A 15,678-nucleotide genomic window follows, 5' to 3' on the forward strand; every position below is an offset into this window, starting at 1 on the left:
CGGGGATGACGGATCCGGGGCGATGGCGCTTTCCCGCCCGGACCGGCAGCGCGCCATCGACGCGCTGCGCAAACCGCGCCTCGCGGGTCTCGCCGCGTTGTTCGTACTGGCCACGCCAGGCCTCGCATTCGCGCAGGAAGCCGCCGCCGCTGCCGCACCGGTCGCTAACAAGGGCGACGTCGCCTGGTTGCTGGTGTGCTCTGCACTGGTGATCTTCATGACCCTGCCGGGCCTGGCGCTGTTCTACGGCGGACTGGTGCGCAGCAAGAACGTGCTGTCGGTGCTGATCCAGTGCCTGCTGGTGTTCTCGCTGGTGGCGGTGCTGTGGGCGCTGTACGGCTACTCGCTGGCGTTCACGTCGGGCAATGCCTTCATCGGCGGCTTCGACCGCTTGTTCGCCAAGGGCCTGGACGCGACGGCGATGGGCGCGACCTTCACCAAGGGCGTGTACATCCCGGAACTGGTGTTCTTCGTGTTCCAGGGCGCGTTCGCGTGCATCACCTGCGCGCTCATCGTCGGCGCGTTCGCAGAGCGCGTGAAGTTCGCCGGCGTGATGCTGTTCACCGTGCTGTGGTTCACCTTCGCCTACACGCCGATGGCGCACATGGTGTGGTTCTTCCCGGGGCCCGATGCGTTCACCAGCAACGACGCGGTGCCGGGCGTGCTCGCGCAGTCGGGATTCCTGTTCGCCAAGGGCGCGCTCGATTTCGCCGGCGGTACGGTGGTGCACATCAACGCCGCGATCGCTGGCCTGGTCGGTTCGTACGTGATCGGCAAGCGCGTGGGCTACGGGCGTGAAGCGATCAAGCCGCACAACCTGACCCAGACGATGGTCGGCGCGTCGATCCTGTGGGTCGGCTGGTTCGGCTTCAACGCGGGTTCGGCGCTGGAAGCGAACGCGGTGGCCGCACAGGCCTTCGTCAACACCTTCCTCGCCACTGCCGCCGCGGTGCTGGGCTGGACCGCGCTGGAATGGATCAGCAAGGGCAAGCCGTCGATGCTCGGCGCGGCGTCGGGCGCGGTCGCGGGACTGGTCGCGATCACGCCGGCTGCAGGCTTCGTCGGCCTGTGCGGTGCGCTGATCATCGGCGCGCTGGCCGGCGTGGTGTGCCTGTGGGGCGTGAACGGACTCAAGCGCCTGCTCGGTGCGGACGATGCGCTCGACGTGTTCGGCGTGCACGGCGTCGGCGGCATCCTCGGCGCGCTGCTCACCGGCGTGTTCGCATCGCCCTCGCTGGGCGGCGCGGGCATCTGGGACTACGTCACCGAAACCGCGCTGCCGGACTACAGCATCGCCTCGCAGGTGTGGATCCAGCTGCAGGGCGTGCTGGTGACGGTGGTCGTCTCGGGCGTGGTCGCGCTGGTTTCGTTCCTGATCGTGAAGTACACGGTCGGCCTGCGCGTGGCCGAGGACGCGGAGCGCGAAGGCCTGGACATCACCTCGCACGGGGAATCCGCGTACGAGAACTGAGGCACGGCGGCGTGTGCGAACCCCTCCCCGCGCACGCCGCGGCAACGCGCGACGGTCAACCCGTCGCGCGTTTTTTGTTGCGGATGCGGCGCGCGGTCTCGCTCGCGATCGCGATCGCCGCGGTCAGAGCGGCCATCGACAGGAACTGCATGCGTGTCTGCGCCGACGACAGCAGCAGGCCGAAGATCAGCGCCAGGATCACCAGTGCCGACACCGTCAGCCACGGGAAGCCGCGCATGCGGAACGGCAGCGGCGTGCCGGCGCGGTCCGCGCGGCGACGCAGGATCAGCTGCGAGAGCAGCGAGATCGTCCACACCAGCAGGCAGGTCGAGCCGACGATGTTGAGCAGCACCGGCAGCACGCGGTCGGGGTACCACAGCTCCAGCACGGTCGCGACGAAACCGAACAGCACGCACGACATGACGGCCAGCGCGGGCACCTGGCGACGGTCCACGCGCGCCAGCCAGCGCGGCGCTTCGCCACGCTGGGCGAGCGAATAGATCATGCGCGAGGCGCCATAGAGGTTGGCATTGAGCGCAGACAACAGCGCGATCACCGCGATCAGGGTGATCGCGGTGGCCGCCCCCGGGATCCGCGCCGCTTCCAGCACCGCCGCGAACGGTGAGCGCAGCGCCTCGCTGGTCCACGGCACCACCGCGATGATCACGCTCAGCGAACCGATGTAGAACACTAGGATGCGCCAGGCCACGGTGCGGATCGCACGCGCAAGGCTGCGCGAAGGATCGGCGGTTTCGGCCGCGGCGACGGCGACGATCTCGGTGCCGCCGAAGGCGAACACGACCACGAGCAGCGCCGCGCCGATGCCCGCCCAGCCCTTCGGCGCGAAACCGCCTTCGGGCGTGAAGTTCGACAGCCCAGGCGACGCCACGTTGGGCAGCAGTCCGAACACGAGCGCGGCGCCGATCACGATGAAGGCGACGATCGCGACGACCTTGAGGATCGCGAACCAGAACTCGAACTCGCCGAAGTTCTTCACGCCCATCAGGTTGATCGCGGTGAACACCAGCATGAAGGTCAGCGAAGCCAGCGGCACCGACATCCCGGGCCAGATCGTCGACAGCAGGCCAGCCGCGCCGACCGACTCGGCCGCGATCACGATCACCAGCTGCGCCCACCACAGCCAGCCGACCGTGGCGCCCGCGGTCGCGCCCATCGCATCGGCGGCATAGACCGAAAACGCACCGCTGGTGGGTCGCGCCGCGGCCATTTCGCCGAGCGCGTTCATCACGATGATCACCAGCGCGCCGGCGACCAGGTACGACACCAGCACGGCCGGGCCCGCCGCCTGCACGCCGACGCCGGAGCCGAGGAACAGGCCGGCGCCGATCGCGCTGCCCAGTCCCATCATGATCAGCTGGCGCGGCTTGAGCGCGTGGCCGAGTTGCGAAGCATCGCTGGCGCTGTCGGTCCGCGCGGAAGTCGTGGGCTGGGGCATCGGGACAGGTCTGATGAAGGCCGCACACCATACCGCGTCGCGTGGCCCGCGCCCTGTGCCGCGCCTCACGCGCCGCTTCCCCGCGTCGCGCTAGGGTTTTCCATCACGACCGGAGCGCGCGATGGACATCCGCACCCAGACCCTGCCGCCGGGCTGGCGCATCGAAGCCGCCGGACCGTTCCCCGACACACGTCGCTGCGTGTTGCGGCTGATCGGTCCCGACGGCGAGGACGCGAGCTGGGACGTCGACGAGCAGGCGCCGCAATGCGACGCGGTGAAACGGTTGGCCGTGGCGCTGGCGCTGACCGGCGAGAGCTATCGCGACGATGACGACCGTCCCGGCCAGCTGCTGGTGCCCTGAGTGTCCGTGGAGGTTTTCGCCCCGGCGCCGGGTCGCAGCCGATGGGATTCGGAAGGGGAGGTCCGAGGGGATGGGAATCGGCCTCGGCGCCGGGGCTCGCGCAGTGTGAACAGGGGGCGGTCGAAGCGCTGTCGGGAAGAACGGAAGGCGACGTCGGTCGTTCCCCGACATGCCGACCGCACGGCATCGCCGGCTTTGCCGGAGTTGTCGGCATGGCCAATCCATCGCCGGATCGGCCTGCCGCGATCCATCATCCCGGCACGGAGGATCGAACCATGACCTTGCGTGAGTTGTTCGGCATCGAGCTGCCCATCGTCCAGGCGCCGATGGCCGGCGTGCAGGACAGTGCGCTGGCGATCGCGGTGACTGGCGCGGGCGCACTGGGCTCGCTCCCGGCGGCGGCGTTCGGCATCGATGCACTGCGCGATCAGCTCGCGCGACTGCAGGCTGCGGGCGGGGCGTTCAACGTCAACTTCTTCTGCCATGCGCCGCCCACGCCCGATGCCGCGCGCGACGCAGCCTGGCGTCAGGCGCTCGCGCCGTACTACGCCGAGCTCGGCGTCGATGCGCAGGCCGCACCGTCGGGCCCGGCGCGCGCGCCCTTCAGCGACGATGCGGCGCAGGTGCTGGAAGCGTTCCGTCCCGCCGTGGTGAGCTTCCATTTCGGATTGCCCACGCCGGAACTGCTCGCGCGCGCGCGTGCCACCGGCGCGAAAGTCCTGTCGTCGGCGACGACCGTCGAAGAAGCACGCTGGCTGGAGGCGCACGGTGCCGACGCGGTGATCGCGCAGGGTCTGGAAGCCGGTGGGCATCGCGGGCACTTCCTCTCGCACGATCTCGACCGGCAGATGGGCACGTTCGCGCTGCTGCCGCAGATCGTGCGCGCGATCGACGTGCCGGTAATCGCGGCCGGCGGCATCGCCGATGCGGCCGGCGTCGCAGCGGCTATCGCGCTGGGCGCGGCCGGCGTGCAGGTCGGTACCGCCTACCTGCTGTGCGACGAAGCCACGACCAGCACCGTCCATCGCAACGCACTCCAGGGCGACGGTGCACGCGCGACCGCGCTCACCCACCTGTTCACCGGCCGCCCCGCGCGCGGCATCGTCAACCGGCTGATGCGCGAACTCGGCCCCGACCATCCCGTCCCCGACTTCCCGCTCGCCGCGACGGCCGTCGCGCCGCTGCGCACACGCGCCGAAGCGCAGGGCCGCGGCGACTTCTCGCCACTGTGGGCGGGACAGAACGTGGACGGTTGCCGAGCGGTATCCGCCGCGCAACTCTCGCGCGATCTCGCCGCAGGATTGAGGTAACCCGTCAACGCCACGGTTCAGCGCGGTGAAGCGCGCGTGCAGCGGCCATCGACGCGATCGATCGCGCGCGCCCGCGCATCCTCACGCGACCGCCCGTGACGCCAACGCAGAATGAGCCCGGATCACTCGCGCAAGACCGCATGGCCTCGATCAACGTCCTGACCGTCAACATGCACATGGGCTTCAACCTCCTCAACCGGCGCTTCGTGCTGCCGGAGCTGCGCGAGGCGATCCGCGGCGTTTCCGCCGACATGGTGTTCCTGCAGGAAGTGCTGGGCGAGCACGCGCTGCATGCGCGCCGCCACGCCGACTGGCCGCAGGCGACGCAGTACGAATTCCTCGCCGATTCGATCTGGACCCAGCATGCCTATGGTCGCAATGCCGTGTACCCGCACGGCCACCACGGCAACGCGCTGCTCTCGAAGCTGCCGATCGTCTCGCACGCCAATCGCGACGTCTCCGTGCACGGCCATGAGCAGCGCGGTCTGCTGCACGCGATCCTGCGCCTGCCAGACCATGCTCGGCAGGTGCATGCGATCTGCGTGCACCTGGGGTTGCGCGAATCGCACCGCCAGCGCCAGCTCCGGCTGCTGTGCGCGATCGTGCGCGACGAGATCCCCGCCGACGCACCGCTGATCGTCGCCGGCGATTTCAACGACTGGCGCGCGCGCGGCCATCCGGTGATGCGCGACTGCGGCCTGATCGAAGCCTTCGAAGTGATGCACGGTCGGCTCGCGCGCACGTTCCCGTCGCGCTGGCCGACGCTGCCGGTCGATCGCATCTATCTGCGCAACCTGCGCATCACTGCCGCGCAGGTACTGTCGTCGAAACCGTGGTCGCACCTGTCCGATCACGTGCCTTTGCTGGCGAGGGTCGAGCCGTGAAGTGGACCCGCGCGGTCGATTCGTGCTGGCGCGCGGGCAACCGGGTGCGCGTTCTGGAGAACGGCGAGGAGTACTTCGCGCGCGTGTTCGAGGCCATCGACGCGGCGCAGCGCGAAGTGCTGATGGAAACCTTCATCTGGTTCGAGGACAAGGTCGGCATCGAACTGCAGGAGCACTTGCTGCGCGCCGCACAGCGTGGCGTGCGCGTGCATTTCCTGGTCGATGCGTACGGCTCGCCGGACTTGTCGGAAGAGTTCCTCGCGCCACTCACCGCGGCGGGCGCGACGCTACGGCTGTACGACCGCCAGCCGACGCTGATGGGCATCCGCCTCAACGTGTTCCGGCGCATGCACCGCAAGCTGGTGGCGGTGGACGAAACGACCGCCTTCGTCGGCGGAATCAACTACTCGGCCGACCATCTCGCCGACTTCGGCCCGACCGCCAAGCAGGATTACGCGGTCGAGGTGGAAGGGCCTGTGGTGGCGGACATCGTCGCCTTCATGCGCCACGCCATCGCCACGCGCGGCACGGGCGAGCGCTGGTCGACGGCGGAACCAGTCGACGGCGAGCCCGTCGGCGATGCACATGCGTGCTTCGTCACCCGCGACAACGGCCGTCGCTCGCGCAGCATCGAACAGGCCTACCGCGAAGCCTTCCGCGCCGCGCGCAAGGACATCGTCATCGCCAATGCCTACTTCTTCCCGGGCTACGGGTTCCTGCGCGACCTGCGCGCCGCGGCGAAGCGCGGTGTCGAAGTACACCTGATCTTCCAGGGCGAACCCGACACGCCGCTGGCGTTGATGGCGGCGCGCGTGCTGTACCGACACCTCGTCGACGCAGGCGTGCGCGTCCACGAGTACTGCGAGCGGCCGTTCCACGGCAAGGTCGCGGTGATCGATGGCGAATGGAGCACGGTCGGTTCGAGCAACCTCGACCCGCTCAGCTTCTCGCTCAACCTAGAAGCCAACGTCTTCGTGCGCGATCGCGACTTCGCGCGCGAGCTGCGCGGGCGACTGGATCGCCTGATCGAGAACCACTGCCGCGCGATCGATCCGACCAGCGTGCCGCGCGGGCGCTTCTGGCAGCCGCTGACGCGACCACTGCTGTTCCATGTGCTGCGGCGATTCCCGCGATGGGCCGGTTGGCTGCCGGCGCACACCCCGCACACCGCGCGGGTGCCCCCGCCGGAATCGCCACCGCAGGCGAGCCCGACCGATGTACAGGCGTCGCGATGAGCCGGCCGCGCTTGCGCTGGCTGCGACGGCTGGTGTTCTATGCGTTCCTCGTGTTGGTCGCGTACCTGCTCGTGCGCCAGGCGCGCGCGGTGGACTGGTCGCAGGTGCGCGCCGCACTGGCCGCGTACGATGCGGCGACACTCGCCGTCGCTGCCTCGCTCACGCTGGCGAGCTACGTGCTGTATGCATGCTACGACCTCGGCGCACGCCGCTACGCACGCCACACTTTGCCGGCGTCACGGACTACGGCGATCTCGATGACCTGCTACGCGTTCAGCCTCAACCTCGGCGCACTCGTCGGCGGTGCCGGACTGCGCTACCGGCTGTACATGCACGCGGGACTGGGCATCGGCACGATCGGCCGCATCGTGGCGTTCACCATCAGCACCAACTGGCTGGGCTACCTGCTGCTGGCCGGCGGACTGTTCATCGCAGGGCAGGTCGTGGCGCCGCCGCAATGGCACCTCGGTGCACGCGCGCTGCCGTGGCTGGGTGCCGCGATGCTGGTGGTCTGTGTGCTCTATCTCGTTGCCTGTCGTGCCATGCACGGTCGCGTATTCCATGTGCGCGGACACCATTTCCGCCTGCCATCGGTACCGCTGGGCCTGCTGCAATTCGCGCTTGCGGCCTGCAATTGGTCGCTGATGGCGGCGCTGTTGCATGTGCTCATGCCGCACGGGACGCCGTACACGGCGGTACTGGGCACGCTGTTGCTGGCTGCGGTGGCCTCGGCGGTCGCGCACATCCCGGCCGGCATCGGCGTGCTGGAGGCGGTTTTCATCGCGCTGCTGGGCCATCGCATCCCCGCGCCGCAGCTGCTCGCGGCACTTCTCGCGTACCGTGCCTTCTACTACCTGGGGCCGTTACTGTTGGCCGTCGTGGGCAATGCGTTGCTGGAAGCGCGGCCCCGGGCGGATGGACGGCGTCATTCATCAAGCCAATCGGTGTGAACGCCCCGTCACTGTTCGTGCGATAACCTCCGAAAATTTTCCGCAGCCGCGTGGCAAGAGGGGATGTAGGTGACTACGGGAACGAAAACGCGCCGACCGCCTGCGGGGAGCAAGGCGAAGGCCGCGGCGAAGCCTGCCGCCAAGACCACCGCCAGGACGGCGACGAAGACAACGGCCAAGCCGGCGCGCAACGCGAGTGCGAACGCCGCGCTGCCGCCGCGCGAACGCATCGACATCCTCATCGAGGCGATGGATGCCGTAGCCGCCGGCGACTTCTCGGTACGCCTGCCGCTGAACTGGGAAGGCAGCGAAGGCCGGCTCGCGAACATCCTCAACGAGATCGTCAGCCAGAACCGCCGTCTCGCCGCGGAGCTGTCGCGCGTGGGCGAAGCGGTCGGCCGCGACGGCCAGACCCGCCAGCGCATCGTCCCGGCCAACCGGCAGGGTGAATGGGCCGGCATGGAACATTCGGTCAACGCGCTGATCGACGACCTGGTGCGTCCGGTCGAAGCGATGTCCGAAGCGATGGCCGGCGTGGCCAAGGGCGACCTCACCCGCACCGTCCCACTGGAAGCCGACGGGCGTCCGCTCAAGGGCGAATTCCTGCGCTCGGCGAACATCGTCAATCGCATGATCGAACAGATGGGCGAGTTCAGCTCCGAGGTCACGCGCGTGGCGCTGGAGGTCGGCACCGCCGGCCGCCTCGGCGGCCAGGCCAAGGTCAAGGGCGTGTCGGGCGTGTGGAAGGACCTGACCGACTCGGTCAACCAGATGGCGTCCAACCTCACCGCGCAGGTGCGCAACATCGCCGACGTGACGATCGCCGTGGCCAACGGCGACCTCTCGCGCAAGATCACCGTGGACGTGCGCGGCGAGATCCTGCAGCTGAAGGAAGCCATCAACACGATGGTGGACCAGCTGCGTGGCTTCGCTTCGGAAGTGACGCGCGTGGCGCGCGAAGTGGGCACCGAAGGCAAGCTCGGCGGCCAGGCGATCGTGCCGGGCGTCGCCGGTACGTGGAAGGACCTGACCGACTCGGTCAACGCGATGGCGTCGAACCTGACCTCGCAGGTGCGCAACATCGCCGAAGTGACCACCGCCGTGGCGCGCGGCGACCTGTCGCGCAAGATCACCGTGGACGTGCGCGGCGAGATCCGCGAACTCAAGGACACCATCAACACGATGGTGGACCAGCTCAACGGCTTCGCTTCGGAAGTGACGCGCGTGGCGCGCGAAGTCGGTACCGAAGGCCGCCTCGGCGGCCAGGCGCAGGTGCCGGGCGTCGCCGGCACGTGGAAGGACCTCACCGACAACGTCAACTCGATGGCGTCGAACCTGACGCTGCAGGTGCGCAACATCGCCGAAGTCACCACCGCGGTGGCGAAGGGCGACCTGTCGCGCAAGATCACCGTGGACGTGCGCGGCGAAATCCTGGAACTCAAGGACACCATCAACACGATGGTGGACCAGCTCAACGGTTTCGCCGCGGAAGTGACGCGCGTGGCGCGCGAAGTCGGTACCGAAGGCCGACTCGGCGGCCAGGCGGTCGTGCCGGGCATCGCCGGTACGTGGAAGGACCTGACCGACTCGGTCAACGCGATGGCGTCGAACCTGACGTCGCAGGTGCGCAACATCGCCGAAGTCACCACCGCCGTCGCGCGCGGCGACCTCTCGCGCAAGATCACGGTGGACGTGCGCGGCGAGATCCTGGAACTCAAGGACACCATCAATACGATGGTGGAGCAGCTGCGAGCGTTCGCCGCGGAAGTGACGCGCGTGGCGCGCGAGGTCGGTACCGAGGGCAAGCTCGGCGGTCAGGCGCAGGTGCCGGGCGTAGCGGGCACGTGGAAGGACCTCACCGACAACGTCAACTCGATGGCGTCGAACCTCACCGCGCAGGTGCGCAACATCGCCGAAGTCACCACCGCGGTGGCGAAGGGCGACCTGTCGCGCAAGATCGCGGTGGACGTGAAGGGCGAGATCCTGCAGCTGAAGGAAACCATCAACACGATGGTGGACCAGCTCAACGGTTTCGCCGCGGAAGTGACGCGCGTGGCGCGCGAGGTCGGCACCGAAGGCAAGCTCGGCGGCCAGGCGCAGGTGCCGGGCGTGACCGGCGCATGGAAGGACCTCACCGACAACGTCAACTCGATGGCGTCCAACCTCACCACGCAGGTGCGCAACATCGCCGAGGTCGCGACCTCGGTGGCGCGCGGCGACCTCTCGCGCAAGATCGCGGTGGACGCGGAGGGCGAGATCCTCCAGCTGAAGGAAACCCTCAACACGATGGTGGACCAGCTCAACGGTTTCGCCGCGGAAGTGACGCGCGTGGCGCGCGAGGTCGGCAGCGACGGCAAGCTCGGCGGCCAGGCGCGCGTGCCGGGCGTGGCCGGCACGTGGAAGGACCTCACCGACAACGTCAACACGATGGCGTCCAACCTCACCACCCAGGTGCGCGGCATCGCCGCGGTGGTGACCGCGGTCGCGAACGGCGACCTGCACAAGAAGCTCACCGTGGAAGCCAAGGGCGAAGTCGCCGAACTGGCCGACACCATCAACGCGATGACCAACACGCTCGCGATCTTCGCCGACCAGGTAACGACGGTGGCGCGCGAAGTGGGCGTGGAAGGCCGCCTCGGCGGTCAGGCCAAGGTGCCGGGCACCTCGGGCATCTGGAAGGACCTCACCGCCAACGTGAACCAGCTCGCGGCGAACCTGACCAACCAGGTGCGCGCGATCGCCGAAGTCGCCACCGCGGTGACGCAGGGCGACCTCACGCGATCGATCCAGGTCGACGTGCGCGGCGAAGTCGCGGACCTGAAGGACAACATCAACGCGATGATCGCCAACCTGCGCGGAACGACCGAGTCGAACCGCGAACAGGACTGGCTGAAGACCAACCTCGCCAAGTTCGGCTCGATGATGCAGGGCCAGCGCGACCTGCTCACCCTCGGCCAGATGCTGCTCTCGGAGCTGGCGCCGCTGGTGGATGCGCAGCAGGGCGTGATGTACATCGTCGACGAAGGCGTCGATGGCGCGGCGCCGCGACTGCGCCAGCTCGCCGGTTACGCCGACAGCGGTCAGGGCGACCTGCGCACGATCGATTTCGGCGAAGGCCTCGTCGGCCAGTGCGCCGCGCAGGCGCGGCTTATCCTGCTGGAGAACATGGACACGCACGAGGTGCGCATCCAGTCCGGCCTGCTGCAGGCGGTGCCGCGCAGCGTGATCGTGCTGCCGGTACTGTTCGAGGACCAGGTCAAGGCGGTGATCGAGCTGGCCTCGCTGCACGAGTTCACGCCCTCGCAGCGTGCCTTCCTCGAACAGCTGTCGGGCTCGATCGGCATCGTGCTCAACACCATCGAGGCGACGATGCGCACCGAGCGCCTGCTCTCGCAGTCGCAGCAGCTCGCCGGCGAGCTGCAGGCGCAGCAGGACGAACTGCAGCAGACCAACGAGGAAATCGCGCTCAAGGCCTCGCTGCTGGCCGCGCAGAAATCGGAAGTGGAGCAGAAGAACCTGCAGATCGAGCAGGCGCGACGCGCGCTGGAGGAAAAGGCGGCCGAGCTCGCGCAGACCTCGCGCTACAAGTCCGAATTCCTCGCCAACATGTCGCACGAGCTGCGCACGCCGCTCAACAGCATCCTGATCCTGAGCCAGCAGCTGGCCGAGAATCCGGACGACAACCTCAGCGACCGGCAGATGGAGTACGGCAAGACCATCCACGCCGCCGGTACCGACCTGCTGCACCTGATCAGCGACATCCTCGACCTGTCGAAGATCGAGTCCGGCACGGTCACCATCGACATCGAGACGATCAGCTTCTCGCTGCTGCGCGAAAACCTCGAGCGCGGATTCCGCCACGAAGCGGAGCGGCGCAAGCTGGATTTCGGCCTGGACTTCTCGCCGGAACTCGGGCCGACGCTGCGTTCGGATCCCAAGCGCCTGCAGCAGATCCTCAAGAACCTGCTGTCGAACGCCTTCAAGTTCACCGAGCACGGCAGCGTCAACCTGCGCGCGCGACCGGTCACGCGCGGCTGGAGCGAAAGCCATTCGGTGCTGTCGCGCGCGCCCGTCGTCGTCGCGATCGAAGTCACCGACACCGGCATCGGCATCTCGCCGGACAAGCAGCGCATCGTGTTCGAAGCGTTCCAGCAGGCCGACGCCGGTACCGCGCGCAAATACGGCGGCACCGGTCTGGGCCTGGCGATCAGTCGCGAAATCGCCGGCTTGCTCGGCGGCGAGCTCAAGCTCAACAGTGCCGAGGGCGAGGGCAGCACGTTCACGCTGTACCTGCCGCTCAACTACGTGAGCAGCGAAGACCGCAACATCGCGCGCGATTCCAGTCGAGTGCGGGTCGAACTGCCGATGCCGGCCGAGCACGTCGCTGGCGCGACCGAAGGCCAGGAGAAGCTCGACGACGACCGCGAACACCTGATCTCGGAAGTGCCGACGCTGCTGATCGTCGAGGATGACGCGCACTACGCGTCGGTGCTGCGCGACATGGCGCGCTCGCGCGGTTTCCAGGTGCTGCTGGCGGGACGCGGCGACGAAGCCCTGCGGCTGGTGCGCGAGTACCGACCGACCGCGATCACGCTCGACATCTTCCTGCCCGACATGCTCGGCTGGACCGTGCTGGCGCGACTCAAGCAGGACGCGTCCACGCGCCACATCCCGGTCCAGATCGTGACCGTCGAGGAAAGCCGCCACCACAGCATCGAACGCGGTGCGTTCTCGTACCTCGCCAAGCCGTCCTCATCGGAAACCATCGGCGAGGCGCTGGAGCGCATTAAGGCCTACGCGATGCCGCGCGTGAAGCGCCTGCTGGTCGTGGAGGACGATGCGAACGAGCGCGTCAGCATCGTCGAGCTGCTTCGCCACGACGACATCGTGATCGACACCGTCGGTACCGGCGAAGAAGCGATGGAGGCGCTGCACGAAGGCCACTACGACTGCGCCGTGCTCGACCTGCGCCTGCCGGACATGAGCGGTTTCGAGCTGCTCGACCGCATCCACGCCGACGAGTACCTGCGCGCGGTGCCAATCGTGGTGTTCACCGGCAAGGACCTGACCGCCGAGGAAGACGAGCGCCTGCGCCGCGTCGCCAAGAGCGTGGTGCTCAAGGGCGTGGAATCGCCCGAGCGCCTGCTGGACGAGACCGCGCTGTTCCTGCACCGCGTGATCGGCAACCTGCCGCCGGCCAAGCAGCGCATGGTGCGCAGCCTGCACGAGTCCGACGAAGGCCTGCGCGGCAAGAAAGTGCTGGTGGTCGATGACGACGTGCGCAACATCTTCGCGTTGTCGAGCGTGCTCGAACGCCACGGCATGAGCGTCCACACCGCCGGCAACGGCCGCGACGCCATCACGAAGGTCGGCGAGATGCCCGACCTCGACCTGGTGCTGATGGACATCATGATGCCGGGCATGGACGGCTACGACACGATGCGCGAGATCCGCACGCGCCAGGATCGCCGCACGTTGCCGATCGTCGCGCTCACCGCCAAGGCGATGAAGGGCGATCGCGAGAAGTGCCTGGAAGCCGGCGCGTCCGACTACCTCGCCAAGCCGGTCGTCACCGACCAGCTGCTCGGCGTGCTGCGTCAGTGGTTGCAGCGTTGAACGCGATCGCGCCCGCACCGGTGAAGATCCTGCTGGTCGACGACCAGCCGGCCCGGCTGTTGACCTATCGCACCATCCTGGAACCGCTGGGCGAGGAGCTGGTGGACGCACACTCGGGCGTCGAGGCGCTGAAGCTTCTGATGGAGGACGAGTACGCCGTCATCCTGCTCGACGTGAACATGCCACTGATGGACGGCTTCGAGACGGCGACGCTGATCCACCAGCATCCGCGCTTCGAGAACACGCCGATCATCTTCGTCACCGCGGTCAACATCAGCGACCTCGACCGCCTGCGCGGCTACAAGCTCGGCGCGGTGGATTACGTGATGGTGCCGGTGATCCCGGAGATCATGCGCACCAAGGTATCGGTGCTGGCCGAACTGCACCGCAAGCGGCGCGAACTGCAGGAAGCCAACGCCAGCCTGGAGGCCGCGCACGACGCGCTCCAGCAGGAGAACACGCGCGAGCTGGAACGGTTGAACGCCTCGCTGCGCGAAGCCAACGCCAAGCTCGAACTGCGCAATCGCGAACTGCAGGCCGAGAACCGCGAGCGTGTCCGCGCCGAGGCGCGCCTGCGCGAGGCCGACCAGCGCAAGGACGAATTCCTCGCCACGCTCGCGCACGAGCTGCGCAATCCGCTGGCACCGTTGCAGAACGCGCTGGCCGTGCGCCGCCTGCGCGAGTCGGGCGACAGCGATCCGCTGCTGGCGATGATGGAACGCCAGTTGTCGCTGCTGGTGCGGATGATCGACGACCTGCTCGATATCGCACGCATCACTCGCGGCAAGCTGACCCTGCGCCGAGCCGCAACCACGTTGCAGGACGTCGTGTCCGCGGCGGTGGATACCGCGCGCCCGCTGATCGAGGAAGGCCGGCACGACCTGCAGGTCCACCTGCCCGAAGCGCCGGTGCCGCTGGATGCGGACCACGCGCGCCTGTCGCAGGTGTTCGCCAACCTGCTCAACAACGCCGCGAAGTACTCCGATCCAAGTGGACGCATCGAGCTCGGCGCGAACGTGCACGACGGTGACATCGAAGTGTGGGTGACCGATGCCGGCATCGGCCTGGCACCGGAAGAACTGGCGGTGGTGTTCGAGATGTTCCGCCAGGTGGACACGACGGTGGAACGTTCGCGCGGCGGACTCGGCATCGGCCTGACGCTCGTGCAGCGGCTGGTCGAAATGCACGGCGGCCGCATCGAGGTGCAGAGCGAAGGGCTTGGCCACGGCTGCACGTTCCGTCTGCGCCTGCCGCGCGGCGGTGAGCTTCCCGCGCCGCGTGCGCCGCATGCCGCCACGCCGCAGGCGACGCAGGAGTTAGCGCAACGGCGCGTGTTGGTGGTCGACGACAACCGCGATTCGGCCGACACGCTCGCGATGATGTTGCGCCTGCTCGGCCACGACGCGCATGCGATCTACGATCCGGCCGCGGTCGAGGATCACGTCGCGAGCTTCACGCCGGATATCGTGTTCCTCGACCTGGGCATGCCGGGCCGCAGCGGTTATGAAGTCGCGCGTGCGTTGCGCGGATGCGTCGGCGAGCGGCTGGTGATCGTCGCGGTCACCGGCTGGGGCCAGCCGGAGGACCGCCAGCGCACGCTGTCGGCCGGGTTCGACCACCATCTGGTTAAACCACCGGACATTCAGGCCGTTACCGACATCTGTCGAAGGGGCGCCCGCCCGTTCGCGGAGGACCATGCACCATGACTGGCAACAGCCCTTCCTGGATGAGCAAGTGGGCGCACGACCTGCGCGGCCCGCTTGCGCCGATCCAGTCCGCCCTGTTCCTGCTGCGCCACGGCAGTGCCGACGGCGCCGAGCGCGATGAACTGTTCGACCTCGTCGATCGCCAGATCCGCCGGCTCACCGGGATGATCGACGAGATCGGCGACTGGGTTCGCGCCGACCAGGGTCGCCTGCTCACGCGTCGCGGCCCGATCGACCTGGCGCTGCTGATCGAGGCCAGTCGCGGCATTGGCGCCGCGGCCGTCGACGTGCACTACGCCGGCGACAGCGAGAACGTGACGCTCGAAGGCGACGCGTCGCGGCTGGCGAACCTGCTGACCACGTTCTTCTGGCTGCTGTCGTCGACCGAGGAAGGCGCGACGGCCGGCAGTGCGACCGTCGAAAGCGACGCCGAGGCGATCCGGCTGTCGGGGCGCATCAGTCCGGCGGTACTCGCAGGCGCGACGGTGGACACGCTGTTCACCGAGCCGCAGCCCGCGCCGCTGGGCGACGGTCTTGGCCTGCGCCTGCTGATCGCCGGTGCGATCGCCAGCGGACACGGCGGCGAACTGCGCACGCAGGCGACGGAGGATGGTGCCACCCACGTCGTGCTGACGCTGCCGTTGACGCAGAAGCCGGCCTGACGTCGGCGAGTTGCGCCGACGGGGCCG

10 protein-coding genes are annotated in these 15,678 nt (G+C 68.4%); 9 read left to right on the forward strand and 1 reads right to left on the reverse strand.

All coding sequences use genetic code 11. From position 1 onward, the window contains the following. The first annotated feature begins 22 nt into the window (after positions 1-22). Positions 23-1,471 (forward strand): ammonium transporter, encoded by a 1,449-nt coding sequence (locus tag FOF45_RS07480; RefSeq protein WP_199244454.1) that lies wholly within the window; start codon positions 23-25, stop codon positions 1,469-1,471. Positions 1,472-1,526: 55 nt separating this feature from the next. On the opposite strand, the gene FOF45_RS07485 is transcribed toward FOF45_RS07480, so the two are convergent. Then, positions 1,527-2,927 (reverse strand): amino acid permease, encoded by a 1,401-nt coding sequence (locus FOF45_RS07485; RefSeq protein ID WP_158983510.1) that lies wholly within the window; start codon positions 2,925-2,927, stop codon positions 1,527-1,529. Between the two features lie 121 nt (positions 2,928-3,048). Between FOF45_RS07485 and FOF45_RS07490 the strand changes: the two genes are divergently transcribed. The 8 genes from FOF45_RS07490 to FOF45_RS07525 all read left to right on the forward strand — a co-directional run bounded on the left by FOF45_RS07490 (position 3,049) and on the right by FOF45_RS07525 (position 15,651). After that, positions 3,049-3,288: a hypothetical protein gene (locus FOF45_RS07490; RefSeq protein ID WP_158983513.1), complete on the forward strand. Its 240-nt coding sequence runs from the start codon at positions 3,049-3,051 to the stop codon at positions 3,286-3,288. 275 nt (positions 3,289-3,563) lie between these two features. Then, on the forward strand, positions 3,564-4,598 hold the full coding sequence (locus tag FOF45_RS07495) for an NAD(P)H-dependent flavin oxidoreductase (protein ID WP_158983516.1): 1,035 nt from the start codon (positions 3,564-3,566) through the stop codon (positions 4,596-4,598). A 140-nt stretch (positions 4,599-4,738) separates the two neighbouring features. Beyond that, entirely contained in the window at positions 4,739-5,482 is a 744-nt protein-coding gene (locus FOF45_RS07500) for an endonuclease/exonuclease/phosphatase family protein (RefSeq protein WP_158983518.1), read from the forward strand. After that, positions 5,479-6,717, forward strand: coding sequence for a cardiolipin synthase ClsB (gene clsB / locus FOF45_RS07505; protein ID WP_158983521.1), 1,239 nt, complete (start codon positions 5,479-5,481; stop codon positions 6,715-6,717). The genes FOF45_RS07500 and clsB overlap by 4 nt, the downstream gene beginning before the upstream one ends. Next, positions 6,714-7,667 (forward strand): lysylphosphatidylglycerol synthase domain-containing protein, encoded by a 954-nt coding sequence (locus tag FOF45_RS07510; RefSeq protein WP_233264082.1) that lies wholly within the window; start codon positions 6,714-6,716, stop codon positions 7,665-7,667. The genes clsB and FOF45_RS07510 overlap by 4 nt, the downstream gene beginning before the upstream one ends. Before the next feature lie 69 nt (positions 7,668-7,736). Beyond that, entirely contained in the window at positions 7,737-13,283 is a 5,547-nt protein-coding gene (locus tag FOF45_RS07515) for a HAMP domain-containing protein (RefSeq protein ID WP_199244455.1), read from the forward strand. Next, a complete protein-coding gene (locus FOF45_RS07520; RefSeq protein WP_158983527.1) occupies positions 13,280-14,989 on the forward strand; it encodes a response regulator in 1,710 nt (569 codons plus the stop codon). Before FOF45_RS07515 ends, FOF45_RS07520 begins: the two co-directional genes overlap by 4 nt. Continuing rightward, a complete protein-coding gene (locus FOF45_RS07525) occupies positions 14,986-15,651 on the forward strand; it encodes a sensor histidine kinase (RefSeq protein WP_158983530.1) in 666 nt (221 codons plus the stop codon). Before FOF45_RS07520 ends, FOF45_RS07525 begins: the two co-directional genes overlap by 4 nt. Positions 15,652-15,678 lie beyond the last annotated feature (27 nt).

The sequence above is a fragment of the Lysobacter panacisoli genome, assembly GCF_009765165.1.
In the GTDB taxonomy this organism is placed as follows: Bacteria; Pseudomonadota; Gammaproteobacteria; order Xanthomonadales; family Xanthomonadaceae; genus Lysobacter_J; species Lysobacter_J panacisoli.